At 73.6% G+C, this 26984-nt stretch carries 25 protein-coding genes, 1 tRNA gene and 1 riboswitch; of the genes, 16 read left to right on the forward strand and 10 right to left on the reverse strand.

Features of this window, described 5'->3' with window-relative positions:
• Nucleotides 1-13 precede the first annotated feature (13 nt).
• From ACP7CD_RS12660 to ACP7CD_RS12685, 6 genes are all read left to right on the forward strand, one after another.
• Nucleotides 14-358, forward strand: coding sequence for a DUF3263 domain-containing protein (locus ACP7CD_RS12660; RefSeq protein WP_309221578.1), 345 nt, complete (start codon nt 14-16; stop codon nt 356-358).
• Nucleotides 355-573 (forward strand): hypothetical protein, encoded by a 219-nt coding sequence (locus ACP7CD_RS12665; protein ID WP_017832751.1) that lies wholly within the window; start codon nt 355-357, stop codon nt 571-573. The genes ACP7CD_RS12660 and ACP7CD_RS12665 overlap by 4 nt, the downstream gene beginning before the upstream one ends.
• A 104-nt stretch (nt 574-677) precedes the next feature.
• Nucleotides 678-1277: a GNAT family N-acetyltransferase gene (locus ACP7CD_RS12670; RefSeq protein WP_426120325.1), complete on the forward strand. Its 600-nt coding sequence runs from the start codon at nt 678-680 to the stop codon at nt 1275-1277.
• Between the two features lie 250 nt (nt 1278-1527).
• The gene (gene groL / locus ACP7CD_RS12675) at nt 1528-3159 is read left to right on the forward strand and encodes a chaperonin GroEL (RefSeq protein WP_035926880.1); all 1632 of its coding nucleotides are present in this window, start codon (nt 1528-1530) and stop codon (nt 3157-3159) included.
• Between the two features lie 150 nt (nt 3160-3309).
• The gene (locus ACP7CD_RS12680) at nt 3310-4017 is read left to right on the forward strand and encodes an MgtC/SapB family protein (protein ID WP_260987150.1); all 708 of its coding nucleotides are present in this window, start codon (nt 3310-3312) and stop codon (nt 4015-4017) included.
• A 60-nt stretch (nt 4018-4077) separates the two neighbouring features.
• Entirely contained in the window at nt 4078-5100 is a 1023-nt protein-coding gene (locus ACP7CD_RS12685) for an RNase H family protein (protein ID WP_109222512.1), read from the forward strand.
• Nucleotides 5101-5109: 9 nt separating this feature from the next.
• Here the strand turns inward: ACP7CD_RS12685 and ACP7CD_RS12690 are convergent, their stop codons facing one another.
• Genes ACP7CD_RS12690 through ACP7CD_RS12710 form a run of 5 tightly spaced genes read right to left on the reverse strand, consistent with a single transcriptional unit; the run spans nt 5110 to nt 11393 of the window.
• Complete coding sequence (locus ACP7CD_RS12690; RefSeq protein ID WP_017832746.1) at nt 5110-6576, reverse strand: sensor histidine kinase; 1467 nt, start codon at nt 6574-6576, stop codon at nt 5110-5112.
• A gap of 12 nt (nt 6577-6588) precedes the next feature.
• Nucleotides 6589-7311 (reverse strand): response regulator transcription factor, encoded by a 723-nt coding sequence (locus ACP7CD_RS12695; protein WP_426120326.1) that lies wholly within the window; start codon nt 7309-7311, stop codon nt 6589-6591.
• Between the two features lie 36 nt (nt 7312-7347).
• On the reverse strand, nt 7348-9024 hold the full coding sequence (locus ACP7CD_RS12700) for a DNA repair helicase XPB (protein ID WP_426120327.1): 1677 nt from the start codon (nt 9022-9024) through the stop codon (nt 7348-7350).
• Nucleotides 9012-11138: a helicase-associated domain-containing protein gene (locus ACP7CD_RS12705; RefSeq protein ID WP_109268836.1), complete on the reverse strand. Its 2127-nt coding sequence runs from the start codon at nt 11136-11138 to the stop codon at nt 9012-9014. Before ACP7CD_RS12705 ends, ACP7CD_RS12700 begins: the two co-directional genes overlap by 13 nt.
• Nucleotides 11139-11141: 3 nt before the next feature.
• On the reverse strand, nt 11142-11393 hold the full coding sequence (locus ACP7CD_RS12710; protein ID WP_035926896.1) for a hypothetical protein: 252 nt from the start codon (nt 11391-11393) through the stop codon (nt 11142-11144).
• 154 nt (nt 11394-11547) lie between these two features.
• Between ACP7CD_RS12710 and ACP7CD_RS12715 the strand changes: the two genes are divergently transcribed.
• From ACP7CD_RS12715 to ACP7CD_RS12725, 3 genes are all read left to right on the forward strand, one after another.
• On the forward strand, nt 11548-11931 hold the full coding sequence (locus ACP7CD_RS12715; RefSeq protein ID WP_017832742.1) for a cold-shock protein: 384 nt from the start codon (nt 11548-11550) through the stop codon (nt 11929-11931).
• An 81-nt stretch (nt 11932-12012) separates the two neighbouring features.
• Nucleotides 12013-12570: a DUF3027 domain-containing protein gene (locus tag ACP7CD_RS12720; protein WP_426120328.1), complete on the forward strand. Its 558-nt coding sequence runs from the start codon at nt 12013-12015 to the stop codon at nt 12568-12570.
• A gap of 53 nt (nt 12571-12623) precedes the next feature.
• The gene (locus ACP7CD_RS12725) at nt 12624-13844 is read left to right on the forward strand and encodes an MFS transporter (RefSeq protein ID WP_035926901.1); all 1221 of its coding nucleotides are present in this window, start codon (nt 12624-12626) and stop codon (nt 13842-13844) included.
• On the opposite strand, the gene serC is transcribed toward ACP7CD_RS12725, so the two are convergent.
• Nucleotides 13841-14980: a phosphoserine transaminase gene (gene serC, locus ACP7CD_RS12730; protein WP_426120329.1), complete on the reverse strand. Its 1140-nt coding sequence runs from the start codon at nt 14978-14980 to the stop codon at nt 13841-13843. The genes ACP7CD_RS12725 and serC overlap by 4 nt on opposite strands.
• Before the next feature lie 234 nt (nt 14981-15214).
• Between serC and ACP7CD_RS12735 the strand changes: the two genes are divergently transcribed.
• The 4 genes from ACP7CD_RS12735 (at nt 15215) to ACP7CD_RS12750 (ending at nt 18653) form a co-directional block, all read left to right on the forward strand.
• Entirely contained in the window at nt 15215-15901 is a 687-nt protein-coding gene (locus tag ACP7CD_RS12735) for a metal-dependent transcriptional regulator (RefSeq protein WP_109268834.1), read from the forward strand.
• A 358-nt stretch (nt 15902-16259) separates the two neighbouring features.
• Nucleotides 16260-16409, forward strand: a riboswitch (cyclic di-AMP (ydaO/yuaA leader).
• Nucleotides 16410-16414: 5 nt separating this feature from the next.
• On the forward strand, nt 16415-17086 hold the full coding sequence (locus ACP7CD_RS12740) for a C40 family peptidase (RefSeq protein ID WP_426120330.1): 672 nt from the start codon (nt 16415-16417) through the stop codon (nt 17084-17086).
• A gap of 272 nt (nt 17087-17358) precedes the next feature.
• The gene (locus ACP7CD_RS12745) at nt 17359-18255 is read left to right on the forward strand and encodes an NlpC/P60 family protein (protein WP_426120331.1); all 897 of its coding nucleotides are present in this window, start codon (nt 17359-17361) and stop codon (nt 18253-18255) included.
• 131 nt (nt 18256-18386) lie between these two features.
• Complete coding sequence (locus tag ACP7CD_RS12750) at nt 18387-18653, forward strand: hypothetical protein (RefSeq protein ID WP_368796572.1); 267 nt, start codon at nt 18387-18389, stop codon at nt 18651-18653.
• On the opposite strand, the gene ACP7CD_RS12755 is transcribed toward ACP7CD_RS12750, so the two are convergent.
• Nucleotides 18571-19962, reverse strand: a complete 1392-nt coding sequence (locus ACP7CD_RS12755) for a DUF4031 domain-containing protein (RefSeq protein WP_426120332.1) — start codon at nt 19960-19962, stop codon at nt 18571-18573. The genes ACP7CD_RS12750 and ACP7CD_RS12755 overlap by 83 nt on opposite strands.
• 62 nt (nt 19963-20024) lie before the next feature.
• Between ACP7CD_RS12755 and ACP7CD_RS12760 the strand changes: the two genes are divergently transcribed.
• Nucleotides 20025-20097, forward strand: a tRNA-Arg gene (locus tag ACP7CD_RS12760).
• Nucleotides 20098-20191: 94 nt separating this feature from the next.
• On the opposite strand, the gene ACP7CD_RS12765 is transcribed toward ACP7CD_RS12760, so the two are convergent.
• On the reverse strand, nt 20192-20866 hold the full coding sequence (locus ACP7CD_RS12765; RefSeq protein WP_426120333.1) for a hypothetical protein: 675 nt from the start codon (nt 20864-20866) through the stop codon (nt 20192-20194).
• A 149-nt stretch (nt 20867-21015) separates the two neighbouring features.
• On the opposite strand from ACP7CD_RS12765, the gene ACP7CD_RS12770 reads away from it, so the two are divergent.
• Together ACP7CD_RS12770 and pcrA are read left to right on the forward strand one after the other, a co-directional pair.
• On the forward strand, nt 21016-21744 hold the full coding sequence (locus ACP7CD_RS12770; RefSeq protein WP_368796567.1) for an integrase: 729 nt from the start codon (nt 21016-21018) through the stop codon (nt 21742-21744).
• A gap of 55 nt (nt 21745-21799) precedes the next feature.
• Nucleotides 21800-24271: a DNA helicase PcrA gene (gene pcrA, locus ACP7CD_RS12775; protein ID WP_426120334.1), complete on the forward strand. Its 2472-nt coding sequence runs from the start codon at nt 21800-21802 to the stop codon at nt 24269-24271.
• A gap of 185 nt (nt 24272-24456) precedes the next feature.
• Here pcrA and ACP7CD_RS12780 read toward each other — a convergent pair whose 3' ends face one another.
• Both ACP7CD_RS12780 and ACP7CD_RS12785 read right to left on the reverse strand, forming a co-directional pair.
• Nucleotides 24457-25905, reverse strand: a complete 1449-nt coding sequence (locus ACP7CD_RS12780; protein WP_426120336.1) for a sugar porter family MFS transporter — start codon at nt 25903-25905, stop codon at nt 24457-24459.
• Nucleotides 25906-26141: 236 nt separating this feature from the next.
• Nucleotides 26142-26891, reverse strand: a complete 750-nt coding sequence (locus ACP7CD_RS12785) for a hypothetical protein (RefSeq protein ID WP_426120337.1) — start codon at nt 26889-26891, stop codon at nt 26142-26144.
• Nucleotides 26892-26984 lie beyond the last annotated feature (93 nt).

Below are 26984 nucleotides of genomic sequence, written 5' to 3' on the forward strand. Positions count from 1 at the left end.
CGGCGAGGACGCGGTGCCCGCGGACGCAGTGCCCGACGACGCGGTGCCCGCGGACGCCCGGGCCGACGACGCCGCCGTTCCCGGCGCGGAGCCGGTGCCCGACGGGGAGGCCGCCCCCGGCCGGGAAGAGCCCGGGGAGGGGGCCGGTCTGGACGCCGTGGACCGCGAGATCCTGTCGCTCGAGAACCTGCAGTGGAAGTACCAGGGGGCGAAGGAGATGGAGATCCGCCGCCGCCTGAACCTCTCGCCCACCCACTACTACCAGCGGCTCAACGTCCTGATCGACACCCGCGCCGCCCTCGAGCACGACCCGATGCTCGTGGCCAGGCTGCGCCGGCAGCGAGGAGACCACGGATGACCCAGTACCCGCACGACGAGTTCGACGACGTCCCCGAGGACGGGCCCCGCCAGGGCGCCCACCGCGGTGTCCGGCCGACCGTCCGCGTGGGCGCCCGGGAGCTCACCGCCATCGTCCTGGCCGGGGTGCTGACCCTCGGCGTCGGGGTGTTCTCGTTCCTCAACGCCCCGGGCGAGGCCGCCCCGGCGCCGGGCGCCACGTCCACGGGGTCCTGAGCCGGCCCGGTCCTCGAGGCGTCCCCGTCGGCCCCGGACCCCGACCGTTCCGACGCCGTTCGCCACGACGTCGTCCACCCCCGACGCCACCGGAAGGAACCACCGTGCAGATCGAAGGAAGCCGAGTCCGCGTCCGCGACTGGACCGAGGAGGACCTCGTCGACTACGAGGCGTGGATCACGCCGCCCGCCGGCGGCGGCGAGCACGAGTGGCAGCGCACGGACGGCCCGTTCTACCCGAACTTCACCGCCGAGGGCGCCCAGCGCTGGCTCGGCACCCTCCGGGAGCACGTGACGGCCGGGGACTGGCCGGACCCGCGCGAGACGATGGTGATCGCCGACGCCGCCGACGACCGGTTCATCGGGCAGGTGTCCTGGTACTGGTCGGAGAAGCCCACCGAGGACCCCGGTGACGGCACGCACCTGCTGCCGCTGCGCTCCCTGGGCATCACCGTGTACTCCCCGGAGCACTGGAGCGGCGGCTACGGCACCGAGGCGATGCGCCTGTGGATCGACTACCTCTTCGCCCACTCCGACTCCCACCGCCTCGACCTGGAGACGTGGAGCGGCAACGCGGGGATGTGCCGCGTGGCGGTGAAGCTGGGCTTCACCGAAGAGGCCAGGATCCGCCGGGCCCGCAGGGTCGGCGGCGAGTACTACGACCGGATGGTCTACGGCGTCCTGCGCGAGGAGTGGCAGGGCTGAGCGGAATCGGCTCAGGGGTTTGCACTCTCCGGGGACGAGTGCCAAGATTGCGATTAGCACTCAGTCGTGTGGACTGCTAATGGCTCGGTCCCCGGCCCGACCCGGGCAGCCACCGGCACAGGAGTGACACCTCAACCACCACGGTGAGGTGCCGCACGGCGTCGGGAAGAGTCCGCCGTCGTGCGCGCCGTCCGTCGCGGGCACCGTGGAGGTCGACCGTTTGTCTACCGTCCAGGAGGGACGAAGTCACATGGCAAAGATGATTGCTTTCGACGAAGAGGCACGCCGCGGACTCGAGCGGGGCCTGAACACCCTGGCCGACGCCGTCAAGGTCACCCTCGGCCCGCGCGGCCGCAACGTGGTCCTCGAGAAGGCCTGGGGCGCCCCCACGATCACGAACGACGGCGTGTCCATCGCCAAGGAGATCGAGCTCGACGAGCCGTTCGAGAAGATCGGCGCCGAGCTCGTCAAGGAGGTCGCCAAGAAGACCGACGACATCGCCGGCGACGGCACCACCACCGCCACCGTGCTCGCCCAGGCGCTCGTCAAGGAGGGCCTGCGCAACGTGGCCGCCGGCGCCGACCCGCTGAGCCTCAAGCGCGGCATCGAGAAGGCCGTCGCCGCGGTCACCGAGGAGCTGCTGGCCTCCGCCAAGGAGGTCGAGACCGAGGAGCAGATCGCCGCCACGGCGTCGATCTCCGCCGGCGACCCCGAGATCGGCCGCCTCATCGCCCAGGCGATGGAGAAGGTCGGCAAGGAGGGCGTGATCACGGTCGAGGAGTCCAACACCTTCGGGCTGGACCTCGAGCTGACCGAGGGCATGCGCTTCGACAAGGGCTACCTCTCGGGCTACTTCGTCACCGACGCCGACCGCCAGGAGGCCGTCCTCGAGGATCCCTACATCCTCGTGGTCAACTCCAAGATCTCCGCGGTCAAGGACCTGGTCCCCGTGCTCGAGAAGGTCATGCAGGCCGGCAAGCCGCTGCTGATCATCGCCGAGGACGTCGAGGGCGAGGCCCTGGCGCTGCTGGTGCTCAACAAGATGCGCGGCTCCATCAAGTCCGTGGCCGTCAAGGCCCCCGGCTTCGGCGACCGCCGCAAGGCGCAGCTGGCCGACATCGCCATCCTCACCGGTGGCCAGGTCATCACCGAGGAGGTCGGGCTCTCCCTCGAGACCGCCACCGTGGACCTGCTGGGCCAGGCCCGCAAGGTCGTCGTGACGAAGGACGAGACCACCATCGTCGACGGCGCCGGCACCGCCGAGGAGATCGAGGGCCGCGTGGCCCAGATCCGCGCCGAGATCAACAACTCGGACTCGGACTACGACCGCGAGAAGCTGCAGGAGCGCCTGGCCAAGCTGGCCGGCGGCGTGGCCGTCCTCAAGGCCGGTGCCGCCACCGAGGTCGAGCTCAAGGAGCGCAAGCACCGCATCGAGGACGCCGTGCGCAACGCCAAGGCCGCCGTGGAGGAGGGCATCGTCGCCGGCGGCGGCGTGGCCCTGATCCAGGCCGGCCAGAAGGCGTTCGACAAGCTGCAGCTCACGGGCGACGAGGCCACCGGCGCGAACATCGTGAAGGTCGCCATCGACGCCCCGCTGAAGCAGATCGCGATCAACTCCGGCCTCGAGGCCGGCGTGGTCGTGGACAAGGTCCGCGGTCTGGCCCAGGGCCACGGCCTCAACGCCGCCACCGGCGAGTACGAGGACCTGATGGCCGCCGGCATCAACGACCCGGTCAAGGTGACCCGGTCCGCGCTGCAGAACGCGGCGTCCATCGCCGGGCTGTTCCTCACCACCGAGGCCGTCGTCGCCGACAAGCCGGAGCCCGCGGGCGCCGGCGCCGGTGCCGACGACGGCATGGGCGGCATGGGCGGCATGATGTGATCGACGGCTGACCCGTCGAGCGTGCCCAGCACGCATCCGGCACGGGCCGGGCACCTCGCGGAGGTGCCCGGCCCGTCGTCGTCCCGCACCTGGTGCCGCAGGGCCGGAAGTGGTGTTCAATCGTGAGCACCAGCTGCCGGAGGAGGTGCCGTGGACGTCGTCGTGTGGGACGCGGTCCCCGTCCAGGTCTCGCTCGTGCTGATCGCCTTCGGGCTCACCTCGCTGGTGGGCCTCGAACGGCGGCTGCGGCGCAAGAGCGCCGGACTGCGCACGCACGCCCTGGTCGGCACCGGGTCGGCGGTGTTCACCCTCGTGTCCGCCTACGGCTTCGGTGTCCTGCCCGGCATCGACGCCGGTCCCGACCCCTCCCGCGTGGCGGCCCAGATCATCACGGGCATCGGCTTCCTGGGCGCGGGCGTGATCTTCACGAACCGGGACGTGGTGCACGGCCTGACGACGGCTGCGAGCATCTGGCTCTCCGCGGCCATCGGGATGGCCTGCGGGGCCGGGCTCGTGCCGCTCGCCGTCGTCGCCACGGGCCTGCACTTCGTCTCCGCGATCCTGCTGACCCCGCTCTCCCGCCGCCTGCCCGGGATGGTGGCCCCGCAGGGACTCCGGCTGCGCTACGAGGACGGGCACGGCGTGCTGCGGGAGGTCCTGACGGTGGTCGACGAGCTGCAGCTGAGCGCCTCCGTGGTCTCGAGCCGGACGGTCGAGGGGTCCGAGGGCACCGAGGTGGAGCTGCTCCTGCGGCTCGAGGGCAAGACGGACCTGCGCACGGCGGCCGTGCAGGTGTCGAGGGTCGCCGGGGTGCGCGACGTCGCCCAGCAGCAGCTCGAGCAGGAGCCCGGCGACTGAGCCGGTGGTGCACGCGGCCCGTGGCGCACGGCGTCCGGGCGCCGTGAAAAGATGAGTGCCATGACGATCACTGCTGCCGCCGACGGCTCCGCGCTGGGCAATCCCGGTCCCGCGGGATGGGCCTGGTACATCGACGACAACACCTGGCGGGCCGGCGGATGGCCGCACGGCACCAACAACATGGGCGAGCTCAAGGCCGTCCTGGACCTGCTCGAGGCCACGGCACACCGCCCCGACGAGCCCCTGCGGGTGCTGTGCGACAGCCAGTACGTCATTAACTCGATCACGAAGTGGATGCCCGGCTGGAAGAAGAAGGGCTGGAAGAAGAGGGACGGCAAGCCCGTCCTCAACGTGGAGCTCATGAAGGCCCTGGACGCCGCGATGGCGGGCCGCGACGTGCGCTTCGAGTGGGTCAAGGGCCACGCCGGCCACGAGCTCAACGAGGCCGCCGACATCCGTGCCCGGGCCGTGGCCACCGCGTTCCAGACCGGTCGCCCCGCGCCCGAGGGACCCGGGTTCGACGGCGCCGCCCGGCACCCGGACGGAGCGGGCACCCGGACCCCGGCCCGGGAGCTGCTGGACGCCCCGGAGCCGGTGGACGCCGCGCCGCTGGTGGAGGCCCCAGGGCCGGGGGAGGACACGGATCCCGGCGCGTTCGAGGACCGGCACGACCCCGATCTGCTGAGCGAGCTGCTCGCCCACGAGGAGGAGCTCGCCCGCGGCCGCACGGCGGGGGAGACCGTCCAGGAACTCGAGCGGGACCTGCTCCGCCCGGAGGTCAGGGCGGACCCGGGCCGGCTGGGCCAGCTGCTGCACGAGGCCTTCGCCGAGGTCGGTGCCTCGGGGTCGTGGCGCTCCCGGGCGGACGTCCTCGACCGGCTGCCCCGCGAACCCGGGCTCGGCGCGGTGGACGTGCACGTGCTGGAGGCCACCGAGCTCGGCCCCGCGGCCGTGCACCTTGTCTACCGGCTCACGGCGGGGGACCGCACGAGCCTGCGCAGCTCCCTGTGGGTCCGGGAGGACTCCCGCAACGAGCTGGGGCCCTGGCAGCTGCGCTTCCACCAGGGCACCTACGAGTCCTGACGGGCCCGCTCACACCTCCGGGGCGTCGTCGGCGGGCTCGATGCCCGGCACGCGCACGGTCATCGTCGCCCCGCCGCCGGGGGTCTCGGTGAGCCGCACCGTGCCGTCGTGCTGCTGGACGATCGCGGCCACGATGGACAGCCCCAGCCCCGTCCCGCCGGTCTCGCGCGTGCGGGAGGAGTCGGCCCGGTAGAAGCGCTCGAAGACGCGCTCCGCGTCCTCGCCCTGGATGCCCGGGCCGTGGTCGCGCACCTGCAGGACGGCGTTGAAGGAGTCGTCGACCGAGCGCTCCACGCCCACCGCGATCTCGATCGGCGTGCCCTCCGGGGTGTAGCGCAGGGCGTTGGTCACGAGGTTCGCCACGACCTGGCGCAGCCGGAACTCGTCGCCGTGCACCCATGCCGAGACCGGGCCCCCGCCCCCCAGGCCGCCCACCTCGATCCGCCGGTCGGGGGCGGAGGCGCGGGCGTCCCCGGCCGCGTCGAACGCGAGGTGGAGCAGGTCCACGTCGACGTTCTCCGCGGGCCGCCGCTCGTCGAGGCGCGCGAGCATCAGCAGGTCCTCCACGAGCTGCGTCATCCGCTTCGCCTCCGACTCGATCCGGGACATCGCCCCGGCCACGTCCTCGGGCTCCTGCAGGGCGCCGTGCCGGTAGAGCTCCGAGTAGCCCCGGATGGTCACCAGGGGCGTGCGCAGCTCGTGGGAGGCGTCGGCCACGAACCGCCGGAGCTTGGTCTCGGACCGGGTGCGGGCGTCGAAGGCGTCCTCGATGTGGCCGAGCATCGCGTTGAGCGACGCCGAGAGCTGGCCGATCTCGGTCTGCCGGTTGTAGCCCTCCATGCGCTGGGAGAGGTCGCCCTCGGCGATCCGGGCGGCGGTCTGCTCCACCCGGTGCAGGGGCGCGAACGCCCGGGTGACCAGGATCCAGCCGACCGCCATGGCCGCGAACAGGGTCGCCACTCCGAAGCTCAGCGTCAGGAGGGTCACCGCGCTGAGCATCGCGTTCATGTCGTCGAGCGGCTCGGCGACCGCCACCACGAGGTTCAGCCGTTCCGTCTCGGCCGCGACCACCCGCCACCGGCGGTCCGGGGCGTCCACGGAGCCCACGGTCGTCGGCTCGAAGGGGTTCTCCCGCACGTGCTCGAGGTCGACCTGCGACAGGTCCGGCCGCCGCTCGAGCACGCCCTCGGGGGTGTGCACCGCCTCGGCGAGGGTCTCGCCGTCGGCGTCGAGCAGGAACCCGGCGTGCGGCACCTGGACGCCCTGCGCCCCGCCCATGTCGGCGACCAGCACCGTGGAGACCGGCCGGACGGAGTCCCGCAGCCCGCGGTCGATGTCGTTCAGGAGCGAGGTGCGCAGCACCGAGATCGCCACGAAGCTCGTCACCAGGATGGACAGCGCCAGGAGCAGTCCCGTGAGCACCATGAGCTGCGAGCGCAGCGATGCCGAGCGCCACCGGGAGGACAGGGTGTGCATCCCGGGACCGGGTCAGTGGTTCTTGTGCTGGGAGCGCAGGAGGTAGCCGACGCCGCGCTTGGTGTGGATCAGCGGGGGCAGCTCGGGGTCGTTGTCGATCTTGCGGCGCAGGTAGGAGATGTAGGACTCCACGATCGAGGCGTCCCCGTTGAAGTCGTACTCCCACACGTGGTCGAGGATCTGCGCCTTGGACAGCACCCGGTTCGGGTTGAGCATGAGGTAGCGCAGCAGCTTGAACTCGGTGGGGGACAGGTCGACCTCCCGCTCGCCCCGGAACACCTCGTGCGCGTCGTCGTCGAGGACCAGGTCGTCCACGCGCAGCCGGGAGTCGTCCTCCTCGGCGGGCTGCGTGCGGCGCAGGACCGCGCGGATGCGGGCGACGACCTCGTCGAGGCTGAAGGGCTTGGTGACGTAGTCGTCGCCGCCCACGGTCAGACCGGTGACCTTGTCCTCGGTCTCGTCCTTCGCCGTGAGGAAGAGGATGGGGAAGTGCTGCCCGGACGCGCGCAGCTTGCGGGTCACGGTGAAGCCGTCCATGTCCGGGAGCATGACGTCGAGCACCGCGAGGTCCGGGTTCTCGGACTCCGCCTTGGCCAGGGCGTCACGGCCGTTGGCGGCGGTGACCACCTCGAAGCCGGCGAAGCGCAGGGACGTGGCCAGCAGCTCGAGGATGTTGGGCTCGTCGTCGACGACGAGCAGTTTCGCTTCGGGGTTGTCGTTCTTCACGCCGCCCATTTTCTCGGAACACCCTGAATGCCGCCTGAACGGCGCTCACCGGTCCTCGGGGAGTTCGCCGGGGGCCTCGACGGCGGCGGCGTCGACGATCCGGTAGGCGTAGCCCTGCTCCGCGAGGAAGCGGCGGCGCCGGGCCGCGTAGTCGGCGTCCACGGTGTCGCGGGCCACCACGGTGTAGAAGGTCGCCGGGCGGCCGTCGTGCTTGGGCCGCAGCAGCCGGCCCAGGCGTTGCGCCTCCTCCTGGCGGGAGCCGAAGGCCCCCGAGACCTGCACCGCGACCGAGGCCTCCGGCAGGTCCACCGAGAAGTTCGCGACCTTGGAGACCACGAGCACCGGCAGCTCCCCGGCCCGGAACGCGGCGAAGAGCTTCTCCCGCCGGGCCGTGCCGGTGCTGCCGTTGAGCACCGGGGCGGCCAGCAGCGCGCCCAGCTCGTCGAGCTGGTCCAGGAACTGCCCGATCACGAGCACCGGCTCCCCGCGGTGGCGGGCCACGAGCCGGGCCACGACGTCGAGCTTGTGCGCGGAGGACGAGGCGAGGCGGTGCCGGTCGGCGTCCTCCGCGGAGGCGTAGGCCATCCGGTCCGCGAGGGGCAGCTCCACCCGGACCTCGACGCAGTCGGCGGGGGCGATGTGGCCCTGGGCCTCGATCTCCCGCCACGGCGCGTCGTAGCGCTTCGGGCCGATGAGGGAGAACACCTCGCCCTCGCGGTGGTCCTCGCGCACCAGGGTGGCCGTCAGGCCCAGTCGGCGCCGCGCCTGCAGCTCGGCGGTCATCCGGAACACGGGGGCGGGCAGCAGGTGCACCTCGTCGTAGACGATCAGCCCCCAGTCGTGCCCGTCGAGCAGCTCCAGGTGCGGGTGGATCCCGCCGCGGCGCGCCGTCAGCACCTGGTAGGTGGCGATCGTCACCGGGCGGACCTCCTTGACGGCCCCGGAGTACTCGCCGATCTCGTCCTCCGTCAGGGTGGTCCGGCGCAGCAGCTCGGCCTTCCACTGCCGCGCCGAGACCGTGCTCGTGACCAGGACGAGCGTCGTCGTCGAGCTCGCGGCCATCACCCCGGCGCCCACCAGTGTCTTGCCGGCGCCGCACGGCAGGACGACGACGCCGCTGCCGCCCGCCCAGAAGTTCTCCACCGCGTGGCGCTGGTAGGGGCGCAGGGCCCAGGCCTCGCCCGTCACGGGGTCCGTCTCCGTCAGGGCGACGGGGTGGGGCGTGCCGTCCACGTAGCCGGCCCGGTCCTCCGCCGGCCACCCCACGGTGAGCAGCAGCTGCTTGAGTTGGCCGCGGGCGCTCGCGTGCACCACCGTGGTGGAGCCGTCGATGCGGGGACCGAGCAGCGGGGCGATCTTCCGGTGCCGGGCGATCTCCTCCAGGACGGGGGCGTCGTGGCAGCGCAGCACGAGCCCGTGCACCGCGTCCTGCTCGAGCACCAGGCGGCCGTAGCGGGACATCGTCTCGTCGATGTCCAGGAGCAGGGCGTGGGGGACCGGGAAGCGGGAGCGGGTGAGGAGGACGTCGAGCACCTGCTCGGCGTCCAGCCCGGCGGCCCGGGCGTTCCACAGGCCCAGCGGGGTGATGCGGTAGGTGTGCACGTGCTCCGGGGCGCGCTCGAGCTCCGCGAAGGCCGCGAGCTCCCGCCGGGCGTCGTCGGCGTCCTCGTGGTCGAGCTCGAGCAGCACGGTCCGGTCGCTCTGGACGATCAGGGGTCCCATGTGGCGGCTCCTCCGCTGTCGGTCGGGTCGTCGGTCAGGTCCTCGGCCGGGTCGTCCGGCGGGCGCCGCGCGCGGTCCCGGCCGGTGAGCCGGTCCACCAGGTCCTCGATCTCCTCCGCGGAGCGGACGGGCAGGCGCGGGGCGGGCACCTCGAGCAGCAGGGTCGGGTCCGCGGCGGGGACCTGCGGCGCGGGCTCCGCGGGGGCGACGTCGAGGGCCGGCTCCGTGCCGGTGGCCCGGACGGCCGCCGCGAGCTCCCGGAGCCCGCCCTCCCGGCCGGCGGGTCCCCGGCGCCGGCCGGGGGCCTCCTCCCCGGCGTCGACCACGAGCACGCCGGGGGCGGGCCGCCGCAGCCGCCGCCCCGCGAGGTCCGGGGAGCCGGCGAGCGCCTCCAGCAGCTCCTCCTCGCCGGTGAGCACCCAGTCCGCCCGGGTGATCCGGATCCGCCCGTGCCCCCGGCCGGCCTCCTCGACCAGGTAGGCCAGGGCCTGGGGCACCGGGCCCCTGCCGTGCTCCTCGAGCCAGGCCAGGATCGAGGGCGGGGTCCAGCCGGCGTCGAGCGCCCGGTGCAGGGAGCGCTCGCTGAAGCGGTGCCGCGGGACGGGCCCGTGGCCCTCCGGCTCCGCGAGCCGGTCGAGGGCGCGCGCCACGTCCGGGGCGAGGTGGCCCGTGGCCGTCGCCGTGAGGTCGCTCTGCAGCAGCACCGTCCGCGAGGGCGCGGGCAGCCACCCGGCCACGGAGCGGACGGCGTCCTCGGGCCGGTCCTCCGCGAGCGCCCGGCCGGGCTCGGTGAGGGCGTCGGCGCCCACCAGGCCGAGCTCGGCGGCCTCCGTCAGCATCCCCGGGCCCCACCGGTCCAGGGCGCGGGCCAGCCGCGGGCGCCGCCAGCGGGCGAGCGCCAGCACGTCCTCGGGGCCGTGGCCCCCCGGCGCCCGCTCGGCGAGCTCGGCGTGGGCGGCGAGCAGCGCCCGGCGCACCACCGGGGCCTCCGGGGCGTGCGTGCCGCGGGTGAGGACGCCGACGACCGTGCCGTCCGCGAGGGGCAGGCCCACCGCGGAGGGGACGACGTCGGAGGCCAGCCACGACCGGACCATGTGCCGCCACTGGCCGGCGCGCTCGGCGTCCTCGAAGGGCGCCGGCGCGGGGCGCCAGGCCGAGGTGTCCGGGTCCAGCCGCACGAGCCCGGCCAGTTCGCCCAGACCGAGGAGCCGGACGAGCTCGGGGTGCTCGATCCCGAGGGCGGAGCGCAGCCGGCGCAGCTCGCGCACGCCGATCCCGCCCGCCCGCAGGGTGGTCAGCGGGCGGGCCCGCAGCTCGGCGCGCAGGGCCGCGGTCCGGCGCAGCAGCTGCTCGACCGCCGCCGCGGCGGCGTTGTCCCGCAGCCGGTCGGGCACCCGGAGGGCCGGCCCGACCGGCGGCTCCGGGGAGGTCGCGGCCCACGGGTCGGGCCCGCGCAGGAGCAGCCCGACCTCCCTCGGGAGCTCCACGTGGCGGGAGTCCACGGGGAGGAGGACGCCGTGGGCCAGGAGCCAGTCGACGGGCCGGGTACCGGCGTCGACGGCCGGGTCGACACGGCGCAGGGCGTCCGGCAGAGCGCCCACGGGACGGGAGCGGAACCGCTCGAGGACCTCCCGCGCGGGGGCGGACCACTGCGCGAGGTCCTCGGCGGTGCGCGGCAGGGCCGCGGCCCCCGCCGCGTCCGGGGCCCCGCCGCGCAGCCGGGCGGCGAGGGCGGCGAGCACCGGCCGCGGACGGCCCAGGCCCGCCGGATAGCGGCCGAGGGCCTCCGCCAGGCCGGGCACGAGCCGGAGCGCGTCGTCGTCCCGGTGGACCAGGCCCAGACGGTGCAGCCGGTCCCAGGGCGGGCCGGCCAGCAGCCGCGCGGCGGGATCCTCCGGCGGGCCCAGCAGCACGGCGCGCTCGACGGCGTCCAGCTCGGGCCGGGAGAGGGCGTCGAGGGCCCGGCGCAGCCCCGCCCGGGACAGCAGGGCCTCGGCGAGGTCCTCGAGGAACTCCGTGCCCGGGCGCGCGGCGTCGGGCCGGGCGGCGAGCAGCTCGCCCAGCTCGGCGGGGGAGCGGGACGCGAGATCCCGGAGCAGCCCGTCCGGGAGCACGGATCAGGCCCGGCGGCGGCGCAGCAGGGAGCGCACGAGGACCGCGCAGAACAGCAGGAAGGCCACCGGGAACGCGAACCACGGCACCACCGTGAGCCCGTCCCAGGGGTCCGCCCCGACGGCCGTGAGCACGAGCAGCAGGGCGAGGCACACGGCGCACACCAGGCCGAGCACGACCGCGGAGACGCCGAGGACGTCGATCCCGGGGCGTCGGGCGGTGCGGTGCGCGGGCGCGCGGTCGTCGGAGGCAGGCATGCCTCCAGGGTACCGAGCGCAACGGTGTGCCGCTGACCGCGCCCCGGCGGTCCCCGCCCCCGGAGCAGGGCTAGAATGGGAGGTTCCACAGGGTGGCTCGGCGGCAGGGACCGACGGGCCGCCCCTCCACGAACACGAGGACGAGGGAGACAGCGTGCCCACCGGCAAGGTCAAGTGGTTCGATGCGAAGAAGGGCTTCGGCTTCCTGGCGGCCGACGACGGCCAGGAAGTGTTCCTGCCCTCCTCGGCGCTGCCCTCCGGTGCCACCACGGTGAAGCCGGGCACGCGGATGGAGTTCGGGGTGGCCCAGGGGCGGCGCGGCGCGCAGGCGCTCTCCGTCCGGATCCTCGACCGGACCCCGTCGGTCGCGAAGAACGTCCGCAAGCCCGCCGACGAGATGGCGGTCATCACGGAGGACCTCATCAAGCTCCTGGACGAGATGTCCAACGGGCTGCACCGGGGCCGCTACCCCGACTCAGCGCACGGGAAGAAGATCGCGGCCATCCTGCGCACGGTGGCCGACAACCTGGACGTCTGAGGCCGCCGCGCCGTTGCCGTCCACCGATCCCGAGCACCCACCCGCCGGCCCCCGCCGGCACCCACCCGAGGGAGACCAGCAGTGACCGAGGAGACCGTCCAGGACGCGCCCGCCGAGGCCGTGCCGCCGGCGCCCGAGCAGGCGGCACCGGTGGCAGCGGCGCCCCGTCGTCGCCGGGCCCCGAAGCAGGACCCCCTGCTCGTGGCCGACGTCGCCACGGCTCGCGCCGGGGTGGAGCAGATCGCGGAGCCCTCGCAGATCGGCGCCGGTCACCGGGTGACGGTGGAGGAGGACCGGCTGGTCGTCCACCACTTCGAGTGCACCCTGCCCGGGTACCGGGGCTGGAACTGGTTCGCGAGCCTGGCCCGCGCCCCGCGCAGCAAGGCGGTGACGGTCTGCGAGGTCGGTCTGCTGCCGGGGGAGGACGCCCTGCTGGCGCCCGAGTGGGTCCCGTGGTCCGCCCGCGTCAGCGCCGAGGAGAAGGCCCAGGAGGAGCAGGACCGGGCCGAGGACGAGGCCGGGGAGACCGCGGCGGCCGGCGGGCCCGAGGGCTCCGGCGGCGCCTCCGACGGCGAGCCGGCGTCCGGTGACCGGGCCGAGGACAGGCCGGTCCCGCCGCAGGAGGGCGAGGAGCTCTGACCGTCCCGCCGGGGACCGCGAGGACGGACGAGGCCCCGGAGCCCGCGCGCGGGATGTTCCGGTCCTTCCGGTTCCGCAACTACCGGCTGTGGTTCCTGGGCGCGCTCGTGTCCAACATCGGCACGTGGATGCAGCGCACGGCCCAGTCGTGGCTGGTCTTCGACGAGCTCTCGGACCACGACGCCACCGCCATGGGCGTGGTGACGGCCCTGCAGTTCCTGCCCCAGCTCTTCCTCGCGCCCTGGGCCGGCGTGCTCGCGGACCGGCTCGACCGGCGGCGCCTGCTGCTGTGGACCCAGACGGCCATGGCGGTGCTGGCGGCCGGTCTGGGGGCGCTGGTCCTGGCCGACGCGGCCACCCTGTGGCACGTCTACGGCTTCGCCCTCGCCCTGGGCGTCGTCTCCACCCTCGACGCCCCCGTGCGCCAGACCTTCGTCTCGGAGATGGTCGACGACGCCTACCTCTCCAACGCCGTGGCCCTGAACGCGACCTCGTTCAACGCCGCGCGGATGATCGGGCCCGCGGTGGCCGGCGTGCTCGTGGCCTCCATCGGCTCGGGCTGGGTGTTCCTCCTCAACACGCTGACCTTCGGCGCGATGCTCGCCGCCGTCCTGGCGATCCGCGCCGACGAGCTGCGCGGGATGCCGCGCTCCGGCCGGGGGCGGGGCCAGATCCGGGAGGGGCTGGCCTATGTGGCCGGCCGCCCCGACATCGTGGCGGTGCTGGTCACCATCTTCCTCATCGGCACCTTCGGGCTGAACTTCGCGGTCTTCCTGGCCGCCATGGCCGGACCCGAGTTCGGCCGGGGCTCGGAGACCTTCGGGCTGCTCAACTCGGTGCTCGCGGTCGGCACGGTGGCCGGGGCCCTGCTCTCGGCCCGGCGCCGCAGCGCCCGGCTGCGCTACGTCTACGGGGGCAGCGCCGTCTTCGCCCTCAGCTGCCTGGGCGCGGCGACGGCGCCCACCCTGCCGCTGTTCGCGCTGTGGCTGGTCCCCTGCGGGCTGTCCTCCCTGACCATCATGACCACCGCCAACGCGTACGTGCAGTCCACCACCTCGCCGGTGATGCGCGGGCGCGTCATGAGCCTCTACATGGCCATCTTCATGGGCGGCACCCCGATCGGGGCGCCGGTCGTCGGCTGGATCACCGACGCCCTCGGGGCGCGCTGGGGCATGGGGGTCGCCGTGGCGGCGGGACTCGGCGGGGCCCTGGTGGGCTTCGTCGTCTGGCTGCGGCTGCGCGCGGAGCGCTCCGCGCCCGAGAACTCCGGCTAGCGCCCGGCTCCTCCGCGGAGCTGCTCGACGACGTGGTCCACGCAGGCCAGCAGCCGGGCGACGTCCTCGGGCTCGATGGAGACGAACGTGGCGATCCGCAGCTGGTTGCGCCCCAGCTTGCGGTAGGGCTCGACGTCGACCACGCCGTGGGCGCGCAGCACCGCCGCGACGGCGGCCGCGTCCACGGCGCCGTCGAAGTCCACGGTGGTGATCACGGTGGAGCGGTCCTCGGGGCGGGCCACGAACGGGGACGCGAAGGACGAGGCCTCGGCCCACCCGTAGACGAGGTCCGAGGAGGCCTTCGTGCGGGCCGCGGCCCAGGCCATGCCGCCCTGGTCGTTGAGCCACCGGACCTGCTCGTCGAGCATCACCAGCGTGGCCAGGGCCGGGGTGTTGTAGGTCTGGTTCTTCCGGGAGTTCTCCAGCGCCGTGGTCAGCCGCAGGAAGTCGGGGACCCACAGCCCGGAGGCGCCGATCCGCTCGATCCGCTCGATCGCCGCGGGGGAGAACGCGCCCAGCCACAGTCCGCCGTCCGAGCCGAAGTTCTTCTGCGGGGAGAAGTAGTAGACGTCCGCCGCGGCCACCTCCGCGGCCACCCCCCCGGCGGCCGAGGTCGCGTCCACCAGCACCAGCGCGTCGTCCGCGATCCCGGAGGGCCGGTGCACGGGCGCGGCGACACCGGTGGAGGTCTCGTTCTGGGGCCACGCGTAGACGTCCACGCCCTCCTCCGCCCGGGCCTCCGGGCGGGTGCCGGGGGCGGACTCCACGATCGAGGAGGGCTCCAGGAACGGTGCGCCGTCGGTGGCCTGGGCGAACTTCGCACCGAACTCCCCGAACACCAGGTGCTGGGCCCTCCGCTCGACCAGCCCGAACGCGGCGGCGTCCCAGAATGCGGTGGCCCCGCCGAGGCCCAGGAGCACCTCGTGGCCGGCGGGCAGGCCGAGGAACTGCGCGAGGCCCTCGCGCACCGAGCCCACGAGCTCCTGCACCGGCGCCTGACGGTGGGAGGTGCCGAGCAGGCCGGCCCCGGCGCGCGACACGGCCTCGACCTGTGCCGGGCGGATCTTGGAGGGGCCGGCGCCGAAGCGGCCGTCGGCGGGCAACAGGTGCTGGGGGATGGTGACGTGTGCGGGCAACGGGCGCTCCCTCGTGGGTGACGTGCGGCGGGTGGTGCGCGACGGGCACGGCCGCCGCGGAGGCCGCTCGCGCCGTTCGCGACTCGGCCCATTCTGCCCCACCCGCGGACGGCGGGCCCCGCGGGCGCCTCCTCCCTCCGGGCGGCCGGAGGGCGCGCGCACTAAGCTCGTGCGGGAAGACCGGACCGGGCGGGATCCCCGGGCCGGGACGGCCGGACGAAGGATGACTGAGGCATGAGCGACCTGATCGACACCACGGAGATGTACCTGCGGACCGTCCTCGAGCTCGAGGAGGAGGGGATCACGCCGATGCGGGCGCGGATCGTCGAGCGCCTCGACCACTCCGGGCCCACGGTCTCGCAGACGGTGTCCAGGATGGAGCGGGACGGGCTGCTGACGGTGGGCCAGGACCGGTCGCTGCTGCTCACCCCTGCCGGCCGTGAGCGTGCGGTGCAGGTGATGCGCAAGCACCGGCTGGCGGAGCGGCTGCTCGCCGACGTCATCGGCCTGGACCTCGCCCAGGTGCACGACGAGGCGTGCCGGTGGGAGCACGTGATGAGCGAGCAGGTCGAGCGGCGGCTCGTGGACCTGCTGCACAGCCCCCGGTACTCGCCGTACGGCACGCCGATCCCCGGTCTGGCCGCCCTCGGGGTCGAGGAGAGCCCCGCAGCGGCGCACCCCTCCCTGCTCGACGCCGCCCGCCACGACCCGGACGGGTCGCACACCGTGGCGCTGCTGCCGGAGGTGGTCCAGGCGGACGCGGACCTCCTGGGCGTGCTGAGCGACGTGGGAGTGCTCACCGGGGCGGAGGTCACGGCCCGGGTGGATGGTCAGCTCGTGCGCATCGAGGTGGCGGCCACGGGGCGGTCCGCGGAGATCGACCTGCGCACCGCCGCGGCCATCCGCGTCCTCGCTCCCTGAGGCGCCGCCGTCTCCCGGAGCGGGGCGGCGGACGGTTCGTCCCGGGTGTGGGGACGTTCACAAGCCACTTTCGGCCAGTCCGGCCCGGGCCGGACCCCGGAGGCGCGGCTTCCCTGGTGACAGGCGGATTGTCAGGGCGCTCGAAGGCACTGCACAGCTCGTCACAGGTGCGAATTGATCGTCCCACGCGTCTCAATGGCATAGCATTGAAACTTGAGGCGTTGTCCGGCTGTTATCTGTCGTGATCAAAACGTGACACTTCCGTAATCTGTCATGTACTGTTCAACGCGTGCCGATCACTGGTCGGATCGGCGCCCTCGGAGCACATCGCCGAATTCTGCCGGTGCCCGTGGCCTCTACACAGAAACTGCTTGGCAGAAGCGGGGGAACCACTTTCGGTCCCGGTGATCCGGGTCCTTGGGGTTAAGTCGTCAGAGCGCGTGCGTTCTGCGGCCGGGTGTCTCCCACCCGAATCCGACAGCTCACCTCGTAGGCAAAGGGAGGAACTCAACCATGTCGCTTTTCACGCTGAACGCTGCCCGCCACCGTGCCGAGACCACCTCGCACGTCGTGCGCAACACCACCATCGCCGCCGCTGCCGGCGCCGCGATGATCGGCTCCGTCGCCCCGGCCCAGGCCTTCGCCCAGGCTCCCGTCGAGACCGGCGCGGCCTACTCGGCCCCGGCCTCCGCCTCGCTGGCCGAGTACTCCTCGTACACCTACCAGGCCCCGGTCGCCGCGCAGCCCGCCGCTCCCGCCTACGAGGCCCCGGCTCCGGCTCCGGCCCCGCAGCAGACCGCCGCCACCTCGAGCGTCACCCCGCAGTCCACCGCCACCACTGAGATCGCCCCGGCCGCCGGCGGCGTCGTGGGCACCGCGATGTCCGCGCAGGGTGCGGGCTACGTCTACGGCGGCACCGCCTACGGCGCCTGGGACTGCTCCGGCTTCACCCAGTGGGTCTTCGCCCAGAACGGCATCGACCTGCCCCGGACCACCTGGTCCCAGTTCGCGGCGGGCACCCCCACCGCCAACCCGCAGCCCGGTGACCTCGTCTCGCAGAACGGCGGCGCCCACGTGGGCATCTACATCGGCGGCGGCAAGATGATCTCCGCCCTCAACCCGACCCAGGGCACCCAGGTCCACTCCGTCAACGCCATGCAGCTGGACGGCTACTACACCTTCTGATCCGGTCCGCCGCCCGCGACGACCCCGCTCGTCGCGGGCGGCACCCGATCACCCCCCACCCCGCAAGCCGAGAACCGCTCTCCCGGTTCCCGGCGGTGCCTGCTGTCCGACCGGACGGCCCCCCCTCCTCCGCACGCCCGGCCGTCGTTCCCGATCCCGGAACGCACCCCTGCCGGACACCGGTCCACCCCGCGCACTGCCCGGGGTGATCCGTGCTGTCTCCCGCGCCCTCCGGCAGGCCCGGCTCCGAAAGAAAGTCGTCTGAACTCCTCATGACCCGTGATCTGACCTCCTCGAACGGCATCGGCACGCTCTTCTCCGGCAAGGCCCGCACCGTGGCCGCCGTGGCCGCCTTCTCCGGGCTGGCCCTCGCCACCACCGTCTCCGTGCAGGCCGCTCCGGCCCAGGACGCCTCCGCCGACGCCCCGCTGTCCGCCGTGGCCGCGGCCACCCCCGCCGCGGCGCCCACCGTGTCCCTCGAGCCCGTCGCCCACGTGCAGAAGGCCGAGTCCGACCGGAAGACCGAGAAGAAGGCCGAGAAGAAAACCGAGAAGGTCGAGAAGGAGAAGGTCGAGACCCCGGTCGTCGCGGCTCCCGCCGTGGCCGCTCCGGCGCCGAAGGCCTCCGCCGCGCCCGCTCCGGTCGCCGCCCCGCAGCCGGCCGTGCAGGCGGCTCCGGCCCCGAAGCCCGCCCCGGCCCCGAAGGCCGCTCCGGTCGCCGCTCCGAAGCCGGCCGTGCAGGCGGCTCCGGCGCCGAAGCCCGCCGCCGCGCCCGCCCCGAAGCCGGCCGTGCAGGCCGCTCCGGCCGCCCAGCGCACCGTCGCCCCGCAGAGCTCGGCCTCCGGCAAGGGCGCGACCATCTCCTCCGCCGCCATGGGTCAGCTCGGTGTGGGCCAGGACTGCACCGCGCTCGTCACGAACGCGCTGCGCGCCGCCGGCATCAACCACCACGGCTGGCCGGCCTCCTACCTGAGCCTCGGCACGCAGGTCTCCGCCGGCCAGGCCCAGCCCGGCGATCTCGTCTACTACGCCGACGGCGGCATGGGCGCGGCCCACATCGCGGTCTACATCGGTGGCGGCAAGGCCGTCCACGGCGGCTGGAACGGCGGGACCACCGCGATCTCCGGCGTCAACGTGGGCTCCGGCCCCGTCTTCGTCCGCGTGCGCTGACCGCACGCGAGAGCACCGCTTCGGGTGCGCGGTTCCTGGTCGGCCAGACGGGAACCGCGCACCCGCTGTCGTCCCGGCGCCCACCGCGCCGGCCACCACGGCGCCCCGCCGGCGGCCGATAGACTGGGCCCATGTCCACCGACTTCAGCCGCAACGCCCGCACGAGCCTGGATCGCGAGTACGCCTACATGGCCTACGGCATGATCGGCGGCGCGGTGCCCGGCATCGTGGCCGGCTTCGTCGTCGCCGCGTTCGTGGGGCACGCCGCGATGTGGCTCTCGGTCTTCGGCGGCATCGGGATCGTGCTCGGCCTGATCACCGGGATCCTGCTCCACCGGAGGCGGCACGCTGCGACCGTGACCGAGGACCCTCGGGAGCGCGGCGCAGCGCCGGAATGACATGCTCCCGCAGCAGCGGGGCCAGGTCCGCGGGCAGCGCTCCGGCGGAGTCCTCGTCGACGGGCTGCCAGCGCAGCTCCTCGATCTCCGCGAGCGGCACCGGCCGCCCCGTGAGAGGTGCTGTGAACACCGTGCACCGCACCCACGTGCCCGCCTCGTTCGCGGCCGGCGCCACGAACACCCCGAGCGGGCGCAGCTGGGCGGCGTCCAGCCGCAGCCCCACCTCCTCCGCCGACTCCCGCACAGCGGCGGCCGCCGGGGACTCGCCCGGGTCGAGCTTGCCGCCCACCAGCATGAAGCGCTCCGTGCCCCGCTTGCGCACCGTCAGCAGCGCCCCGTCGTCGTCCCGCAGGCACACGGCGGTGATGGTCAGCACCTCGGCGTCCGCCGGGGGAGCGTCCGGGGATTCCTCGGCGGCCACGCGCAGCCGGTCGATCTCCTCGTCGAGGTTGCGGGCCGCCGCCGGACCCCACCGGCGCTGGGCCGCGGCGGTCCGGAACAGCGGCTGCCGGCCCCGGAGGTCCTCCAGCACCTCCAGCCGGGCCCGGGCGAACACCGGGCCGGGCACGTGCGCGTACTCCTTCCGCACGCCCGCCGTGTAGGCGGCGTACTCGTCCGGGTCCGCGCCGAGCACGGAGAGGTCGGCGTCCAGGAGCACCCGTCCGGCGGCGTCCTCGTCCGGGACCCGGTGCCCGAGGGTGAGCAGGACGAGCCGCTCGACCTCCGCCACGAGCGGCTCGGCGAAGCCGGCGGCGCCCAGCCGGGTGCGGGCCAGCTCCGCCGACTCCCGCTCGTCCGCCCCGGGGCGGCCCCGGTAGACGGCGTCGTGGAACCACGCGGCGAGGACCAGGGCGGCGGACCGGTCGGGATCGAGGTCGACGCCGGGCCGCAGCAGGTCGACGGCCTCGAGCACCGCCAGCAGGTGAGCGGGACCGTGGTAGTGCCGGTGCGGCTCGCTCCACCGGTCCACGAGCTCCTCGCCCAGCGCCGGGTGCCCCGGGAAGCGGGCGGCCCACCGCCGCAGCAGGACCCGGGCGATCCGGTCCAGGCGTGCCCGCGCCGGGACGCGCAGCCCGCTGCGCACGAGCAGGCGCGTGAGCTGCCGCCCGTCGACCGGCACCGCGCCCGCGGCCACCGCCCGCCGGTACAGGCTCTCCGGCACGTCGTAGTGGTCCCGGTCGAAGGCACGCCGGGCCACGCCCAGCCGGTCCGCGAAGTCGTGCAGCTCCTCGTAGGACGTGTCGGAGACCAGGTGCGAGAAGTGCGTCCCGTGGGCGGGCCAGAGCGGCGGATCGATGTAGACGGGCATGCGACCGATCCTAACGGGGCCGGTTAGCAGGGGTCCGGGGGACCCCCTAGACTGTTCGCGTCGCCCTCGTAGCTCAGGGGATAGAGCACGGCTCTCCTAAAGCCGGTGTCGTTGGTTCGAATCCAATCGGGGGCACGCACGGACGCCCCGGACCGCACGGTCCGGGGCGTCCTGCTGTCCGGAACGGAACCGGCGGGGCCGGGCGGCCTCCGCGCGGCCCGAGCCGGGCTCACCCCCGCGGCCCGGAGCGCGGGTCCTGCCGCGGGGCGCCGGCGGTCCTCGACCGGCGCCGCAGGGCCTCCACGGCCACGGCCCCGGTCACGGCGAGCAGCAGCACGAGCAGCACCCAGCGGGCGATCACCAGCACGGACGCCGTGGTCACGGCGGCCCCGTCCCCGGGGTCCGCGAGAGCGGCGTCGATGGCCGCGTTGCCGGCCAGGGACACGGCCGCGAAGCCGAGCACCACCGCCGAGCGCAGCCACCGCCGGGCGCGGGACTGCGTGTTGACCGCCACGAACAGCAGCCACGCCAGCCCCACGAACAGCGGCGCCAGCAGCCCGGAGGAGCCGTGCACCGCCTCGTACTGGGCGAGCCCCTCCTCGCCCAGCGCCGCGGCGAGCCGCTGGGCGTGCGCCTGGTCGAAACCGCCCGGCATCCACTCGGGCAGGGTCAGCCCGCCGGCCGCGGCGGCGCCGAACCGGGGGAGGACCCCGGCGTGCACCCAGAGCCACAGGAGCGCCGAGACGGACATGGCCACGCCCACCACGAGGCCCGAGCTCGACCTCGTGGGCTCGGGGCGGAGCTCACCGGGAGCCGCCTCGTGCAGGCGGGTGCCCCGGGCCGGTCCCGGGGGTGCCGCGGTGCCGCCGTGCTTGCGTGCCTTCTGTGCGCGTGTCAGTCCCATGCCCCCATTATCCGGCGCGCGCCCGCCGCCCAACGCCGGGACCGCGGGGTAGGCTGGGGCCACCCGCACCGGCCCTGACGGGCCGCACGGGGGGCGGACCGGCCGACGACGACCGGGCGCTCGACGAGGACGACACGGAGGTGCCGGTCATGGAACTGTCCATCGGACTCCCGGACGGCCTGCTCATGCGGCTGACCGAGGGCAACGTGCTGACGCTGTTCGAGAAGGACCACGAGACGGTGCGCCGCACGGTGGACTGCTCCGTCCTCGGCGGCGCCCCCATCGCCGACATGGTGTGGTCGCACAAGCTCTCGGCCGTGATCGTGGCGGTGCCCTCCCTGCACCGGCTCTTCCGATGGGACCCGTACACCGACGTGCTGTACGAGTTCGCGGGCACCGGCGAGTCCGGGCGGCGGGACGGGAAGGCGGCGCAGGCCAAGTTCGCCGCGACCGTCTCCATCACCGAGGACGGCAACGGCACGCTGTGGCTCATCGACCGGGACTCCTCGTCCCTGCGCTGCATCGAGATCGACACCGACAAGCCCGACGGCGCCCCGCAGGTCTGCACCGTGGTCGGCCGGGCGGGCGCGGGGTTCGCGGACGGGTCCGCGGACGTGGCCCAGCTGGACCACCCCGAGGACCTGCAGATCCTCTACGACGGCTCCATCGTGATCGCCGACACCGGAAACGACGCCATCAGGCACCTCGACCCGGCCAGCCGGGAGCTCGACACCGTCTACGGCGGAGGGACCGAGGGCTCCGTCGAGTTCGACGACGAGATCGAGCTGAAGCGGCCCGTCCGGGTCACGGTCGCCGACTCGGAGCTGTGGGTCGAGGACGACAACGGCCGGCACCGGCTCGAACTGCACTTCGTCTGAGGGCCGTCCCCCGCCCGGCCCGGCTGTCGCCGGGCCTCGGTAGACTGGGTCCACGATGGACTACCTCTTCGACAACCCGCTCCTGCCCTCCGCTTCCGTGGCCCGCCCCGGCACCGACACCCGCCCGCGGCGGGGCACCGTCTCCGCCGACGCCCTGGTGGAGGGGCTCAACGACCCACAGCGGGCAGCCGTGGAGCACTCCGGCTCACCGCTGCTGATCGTCGCCGGCGCCGGCTCCGGCAAGACCCGGGTGCTGACCCACCGGATCGCGCACCTTCTGGCCACCGGGCGCGCCCACCAGGGCGAGATCCTGGCGATCACGTTCACGAACAAGGCCGCCGCCGAGATGCGCGAGCGCGTGGTGGAGCTGGTGGGGGACTCGGCAAGGTCGATGTCGATCTCCACCTTCCACTCCTTCTGCGTGCGTGTGCTGCGGCGGGAGGCCGCCAGCGTGGGCCTGAAGTCGACCTTCTCCATCTACGACTCCGCCGACTCCCTGCGGCTGCTCACCCTCGTGGCCAAGCAGCACGACCTCGACCCCAAGCGCTTCGCGCCCAAGAGCATCCAGCACCGGATCTCCGCGCTGAAGAACGAGCTCGTCGACGACGAGACGTACCTGTCCCGGGTCTCCGAGACCGACCCCTTCGAGAGCGCCGTGGCCCAGGTCTACCGCGGCTACACGGAGCGGCTGCGCGCGGCCAACGCCATGGACTTCGACGACCTCATCGCCCAGACCGTGCACATGCTCCGGGCGTTCCCGCAGGTCGCCGAGTACTACCGGCGGCGGTACCGGCACGTGCTCATCGACGAGTACCAGGACACCAACCACGCCCAGTACGCGCTGGTCCGGGAGCTCGTCGGGACGGGGGCGGACGCCGCCGGGACCGGACCGGGGGCGAGTCTCGTGCCGCCCGCCGAGCTGACCGTCGTGGGCGACTCGGACCAGTCGATCTACGCGTTCCGCGGGGCCGACATCCGCAACATCGTCGACTTCGAGCAGGACTACCCCCAGGCCCGCACCATCCTGCTGGAGCAGAACTACCGGTCCACCCAGAACATCCTCACCGCGGCCAACGCGGTGATCGCCAAGAACAAGGGCCGCCGGGACAAGCGGCTGTGGACGGCTTCCGGCAGCGGCGAGAAGATCACCGGCTACGCCGCCGAGAACGAGCACGAGGAGGCCCGCTTCATCGCCGAGGAGATCGACCGTCTCCAGGACGAGGACGGGTACCGCCCCGGCGACGTCGCCGTGTTCTACCGCACCAACGCGCAGTCCCGCTCCCTCGAGGAGATCCTCATGCGTGTGGGCCTGCCCTACAAGGTGGTGGGCGGCACCCGCTTCTACGAGCGCAAGGAGATCAAGGACGCCCTGTCCTACCTGCGCGCGATCGTGAACCCGGACGACGACATCAACGTCCGCCGGATCGTCAACGAGCCCAAGCGCGGGATCGGCGACCGTGCGGAGGGCGCCGCCGCGGCCCTCGCCGAGCGTGAGCGGGTCTCCTTCATGGCCGCGCTGCGCCGCGCCGACGAGGCGCCCGGCATGGCCACCCGCTCCCTGAACGCGGTCAAGGCCTTCGTCCAGCTCATGGACGACCTCGCCTCGGTCGCCGAGGGCTCGGGGGCCGCCACGGTCCTCGAGGCCGTCCTGGAGCAGTCCGGATACCTCGCCGCGCTGCGCCAGTCGCAGGACCCCCAGGACGAGTCCCGGGTCGAGAACCTCGCGGAGCTCGTGGCCGTGGTCCGGGAGTTCGAGCGGGACCACCCCGACGCCGGGCTGCCCGAGTTCCTCGAGCACGTCTCCCTCGTGGCCGATGCCGACCAGATCCCGAACCGGCCCGCCGCCGGCACCGAGGGCGGTCCGAGCGCCGAGCAGATCGCGGCGGAGGTCGCCGAGGCCCGCGCCCAGGGCGTGGTCACGCTCATGACCCTGCACACCGCCAAGGGCCTCGAGTTCCCCGTGGTCTTCCTGACCGGCATGGAGCACGGGCTGTTCCCGCACCAGCGCTCCCTCACCGACGAGAAGGAGATGGAGGAGGAGCGGCGGCTCGCCTACGTGGGGCTCACCCGGGCCCGCGAGCGCCTCTACCTCACCCGCTCCGAGTTCCGCTCCATGTGGGGGCAGTCCCAGTACAACCCGGCCAGCCCGTTCCTCGACGAGATCCCGGCGGAGCTCCTCGACTGGAAGCGCGAGGGGTCCTCGGCCCCGGCGTCGTGGGGCTCCGCGCTGCACGGCGGCTCCGGGCAGCGGGACCCGATGCGAGGCTCGTACTGGGGCGCCGCCGCGGCGTCGAACGCGGCCTTCGAGCGGATGGCGCCGTCCCGGGCCACCACGGCGGGACGGGTCCAGCCCAATAAGGAGATCCCCAGCCTCTCGGTCGGCGACACCGTGGACCACACGGCGTTCGGGAAGGGCACCGTGGTGTCCCTCGAGGGCGCCGGCGACAAGACCGTGGCGAAGGTGCGGTTCGGGGCCGACGAGAAGCGGCTGCTGCTGCGCTACGCGCCGCTGACGAAGGTCGGCTGAGCCGCCCCGGTTCCCGGTGCGCCCCGGGACAGGCCGCGCCGGCAGGCGTCGCCCCGGTCCCGTCCGGGAGCGGGGCGGGGGCGGAACGTGCGGAGAGCCTCCGGCCGGACGTGGTTCCTGACCGCGTCCGGCCGGAGGCTCTCGGCACGACAGGGTGTCCCCGCCGCTGACCTCTCGGGCTGTTCCTAGGAGGACTTCGCCTTCACCGTGTAGATCGCACCGGTCGAGACGTCCTCCTCGAGGGCCTCGAGCGTGCGCCCTCTGGTCTCCGGGACCTGCGTGTACACGAAGATCAGCGCCAGCACACCCACCCCGGCGAAGAGGAAGAACGTGCCGGTGATGCCGACCGCGGCGACCAGGGAGGGGAAGTAGAGCGAGAGGACGCCGTTGGCGACCCACAGGGCGAAGATGGACACGCCGATCCCGAAGCCGCGCATGTGCAGGGGGAACACCTCGGAGAGGTACACCCACACGGCGACGTTGAGGAACGTCTGCATGGAGCCCACGAACGCCACCACCAGCGCCAGGATCACCCAGGGCCGCAGCGGGTTGCCCTCGTCCAGCGTCATCGCGGCGATCCCGATGAGCAGGTGGCAGGTGGTGGTGAGGGTGAGGCCGATCATGAAGGTCTTGCGCCGGTCGAGCCGGTCCATCATGTAGAGCGCGATGAAGCCGCCGACCACGGCGATGACCCCGGGGGCGATGTTGGCGATCAGGGCCGCGTTCGCGCTGAAGCCCGATTCGATCAGCACGATCTGCCCGTAGTACATGATCGAGTTGATGCCGGTGAGCTGCTGGGCGATGCCGAGGCCGATGCCGACGAGCATGATGCGGACCAGGTGCTTGTTGGTCAGGATCGCGCCCAGGCCGATCTGGTTCTCGGCGCGCTCCTCCTCGGTGATGTGCTCGACCTCGCCGAGCTCGGCGATCGCCCGGTCTTCGGAGCGCACCGTCTTGAGCACCTCGAGGGCTTCGGCGTGCCGGCCCTTCTCGACGAGCCAGCGCGGGGACTCCGGCATCCGGAGCATGCCGATGAACAGCGCCACCGCCGGCAGGGCGGAGATCGCGAACATGATCCGCCACACGCCGGTGACATCGCTGAAGACGTTGCCGATGATCGCGTTGATCACGAACGCCGAGAGCTGGCCGATGACGATGGCCACCTCGTTGCGGCCCGCGATCGAGCCGCGGATCTCGTAGGGGGCCAGTTCCGCGAGGAAGACGGGCACCACGCCCGAGGCCCCGCCCACGGCCAGGCCCAGGCAGATGCGCCCCACCACGAGGATCTCGTAGCTGGGGGTGAAGACGACGATCATCGTGCCGACGAAGAAGAGGACGGCCAGCAGGAGGATGGTCTTCCGGCGCCCCCAGGCGTCCGAGAGGCGACCGCCGGACAGCGCGCCGGCGGCGGCGGCGAAGACGAGCGAGCTGGTGACCACGCCCTCCGTGAAGGGGGTGAGGCCGAGCTCGGCCGACATCGGGCGGAGCGCGCCGTTGATCACCCCGGTGTCGTAGCCGAAGAGCAGTCCGCCGAAGCAGGCGACGACGGAGATGAGACCGAGGCGCTTGCGATGCGGTCCGGACGTGAGGGGAGGCAGCGCGGCGGCTGCTTCCCGGGGTGAGGAGGTGGCCATCGGGAGTTCCTTTGCTCGGGCGCAACCGGTGCGCTCTTCACGGTGGTGACGGGGCGGACGGGCCACACGAGGGGTGACGCACGTCTCAGTGGTCCTGATGTCATTATGTTAGGACATATGACCGGGGTGAGGAACCCCGGTGGGCAAGTTTTTGTGATCGCCGCAACATCCGCCCCCGAGGCCGGGCCGAGCAGGGGCCGGAGAGCCCTGCGGCACCGAGGGCCCGGTCGGCGCCGTCAGACGAACAGCAGCACCGCCACGGCCGCGGGGGCCGTCCAGCGCAGCGACCTGCCGGTGAGGTTGTGCACCACGCCCAGCAGCGTGCAGCAGACCACGGCCGTGGCGACGGAGGCCCAGCCGCCCAGGACCAGCCCGGGCAGGGCGAGCAGGAGCCCGAGGACGAGCCCGCCCACCGGGGCGACCCGTGTCCAGGGGGCCGGCCGGCGCAGCTCCACGGCCCGCTGCACGCACGTCAGGACCAGCGCGAGGAGCAGGGCCCGCCCCACGTGGTAGGCGGCGAAGCCCACCATGCCGAGCCACGCGCCCGCGCCGTACTCCGCGTAGAGGTCCAGGTAGAGCTGGATCGGCTGCACGCGCCACTCGCCCACGAGGAAGACGGGCAGGATCACCCCGAGCAGGACGGCCAGCACGAAGACGACCAGGGCCGTGGTGGTCCGCCGGTGGTCGACCGCGGACGAGGGGGAGGGGTCCGAGGGCGCAGGGACCGCGGGGTCCGCCGCCCGGTGGCGCAGCCACGCCACGAGGCCCCGCTGGATCCCGAGCCACGCCGCGCCGAGGGTCAGCCAGGTGACGACCTGCCAGCCCAGCGGGTAGACGTCGGGGATTCCGCCCGTGAAGGTGAGCACCGTGCCGTCGACCACGGCCTCCAGCCCGAGGGCCACGAACGCGAAGGTCGCGATCGAGACGAGGAAGCCGGCATCGGCGGGGGCGAACGCCCGGTTCTCGGGGGAGTCGACAGAGCTCATGGGGCCAGTCAATCAAGAATCGCCGGGCCGCACGCGCGCGTCCCCGGTTGTGGCCGCAGTTTCAGCATGCACTACAGTCTCGTACAGGGAGTG

The organism is Kocuria sp. LHG3120 (genome assembly GCF_049897445.1).
Classification (GTDB): Bacteria; Actinomycetota; Actinomycetes; order Actinomycetales; family Micrococcaceae; genus Kocuria; species Kocuria rosea.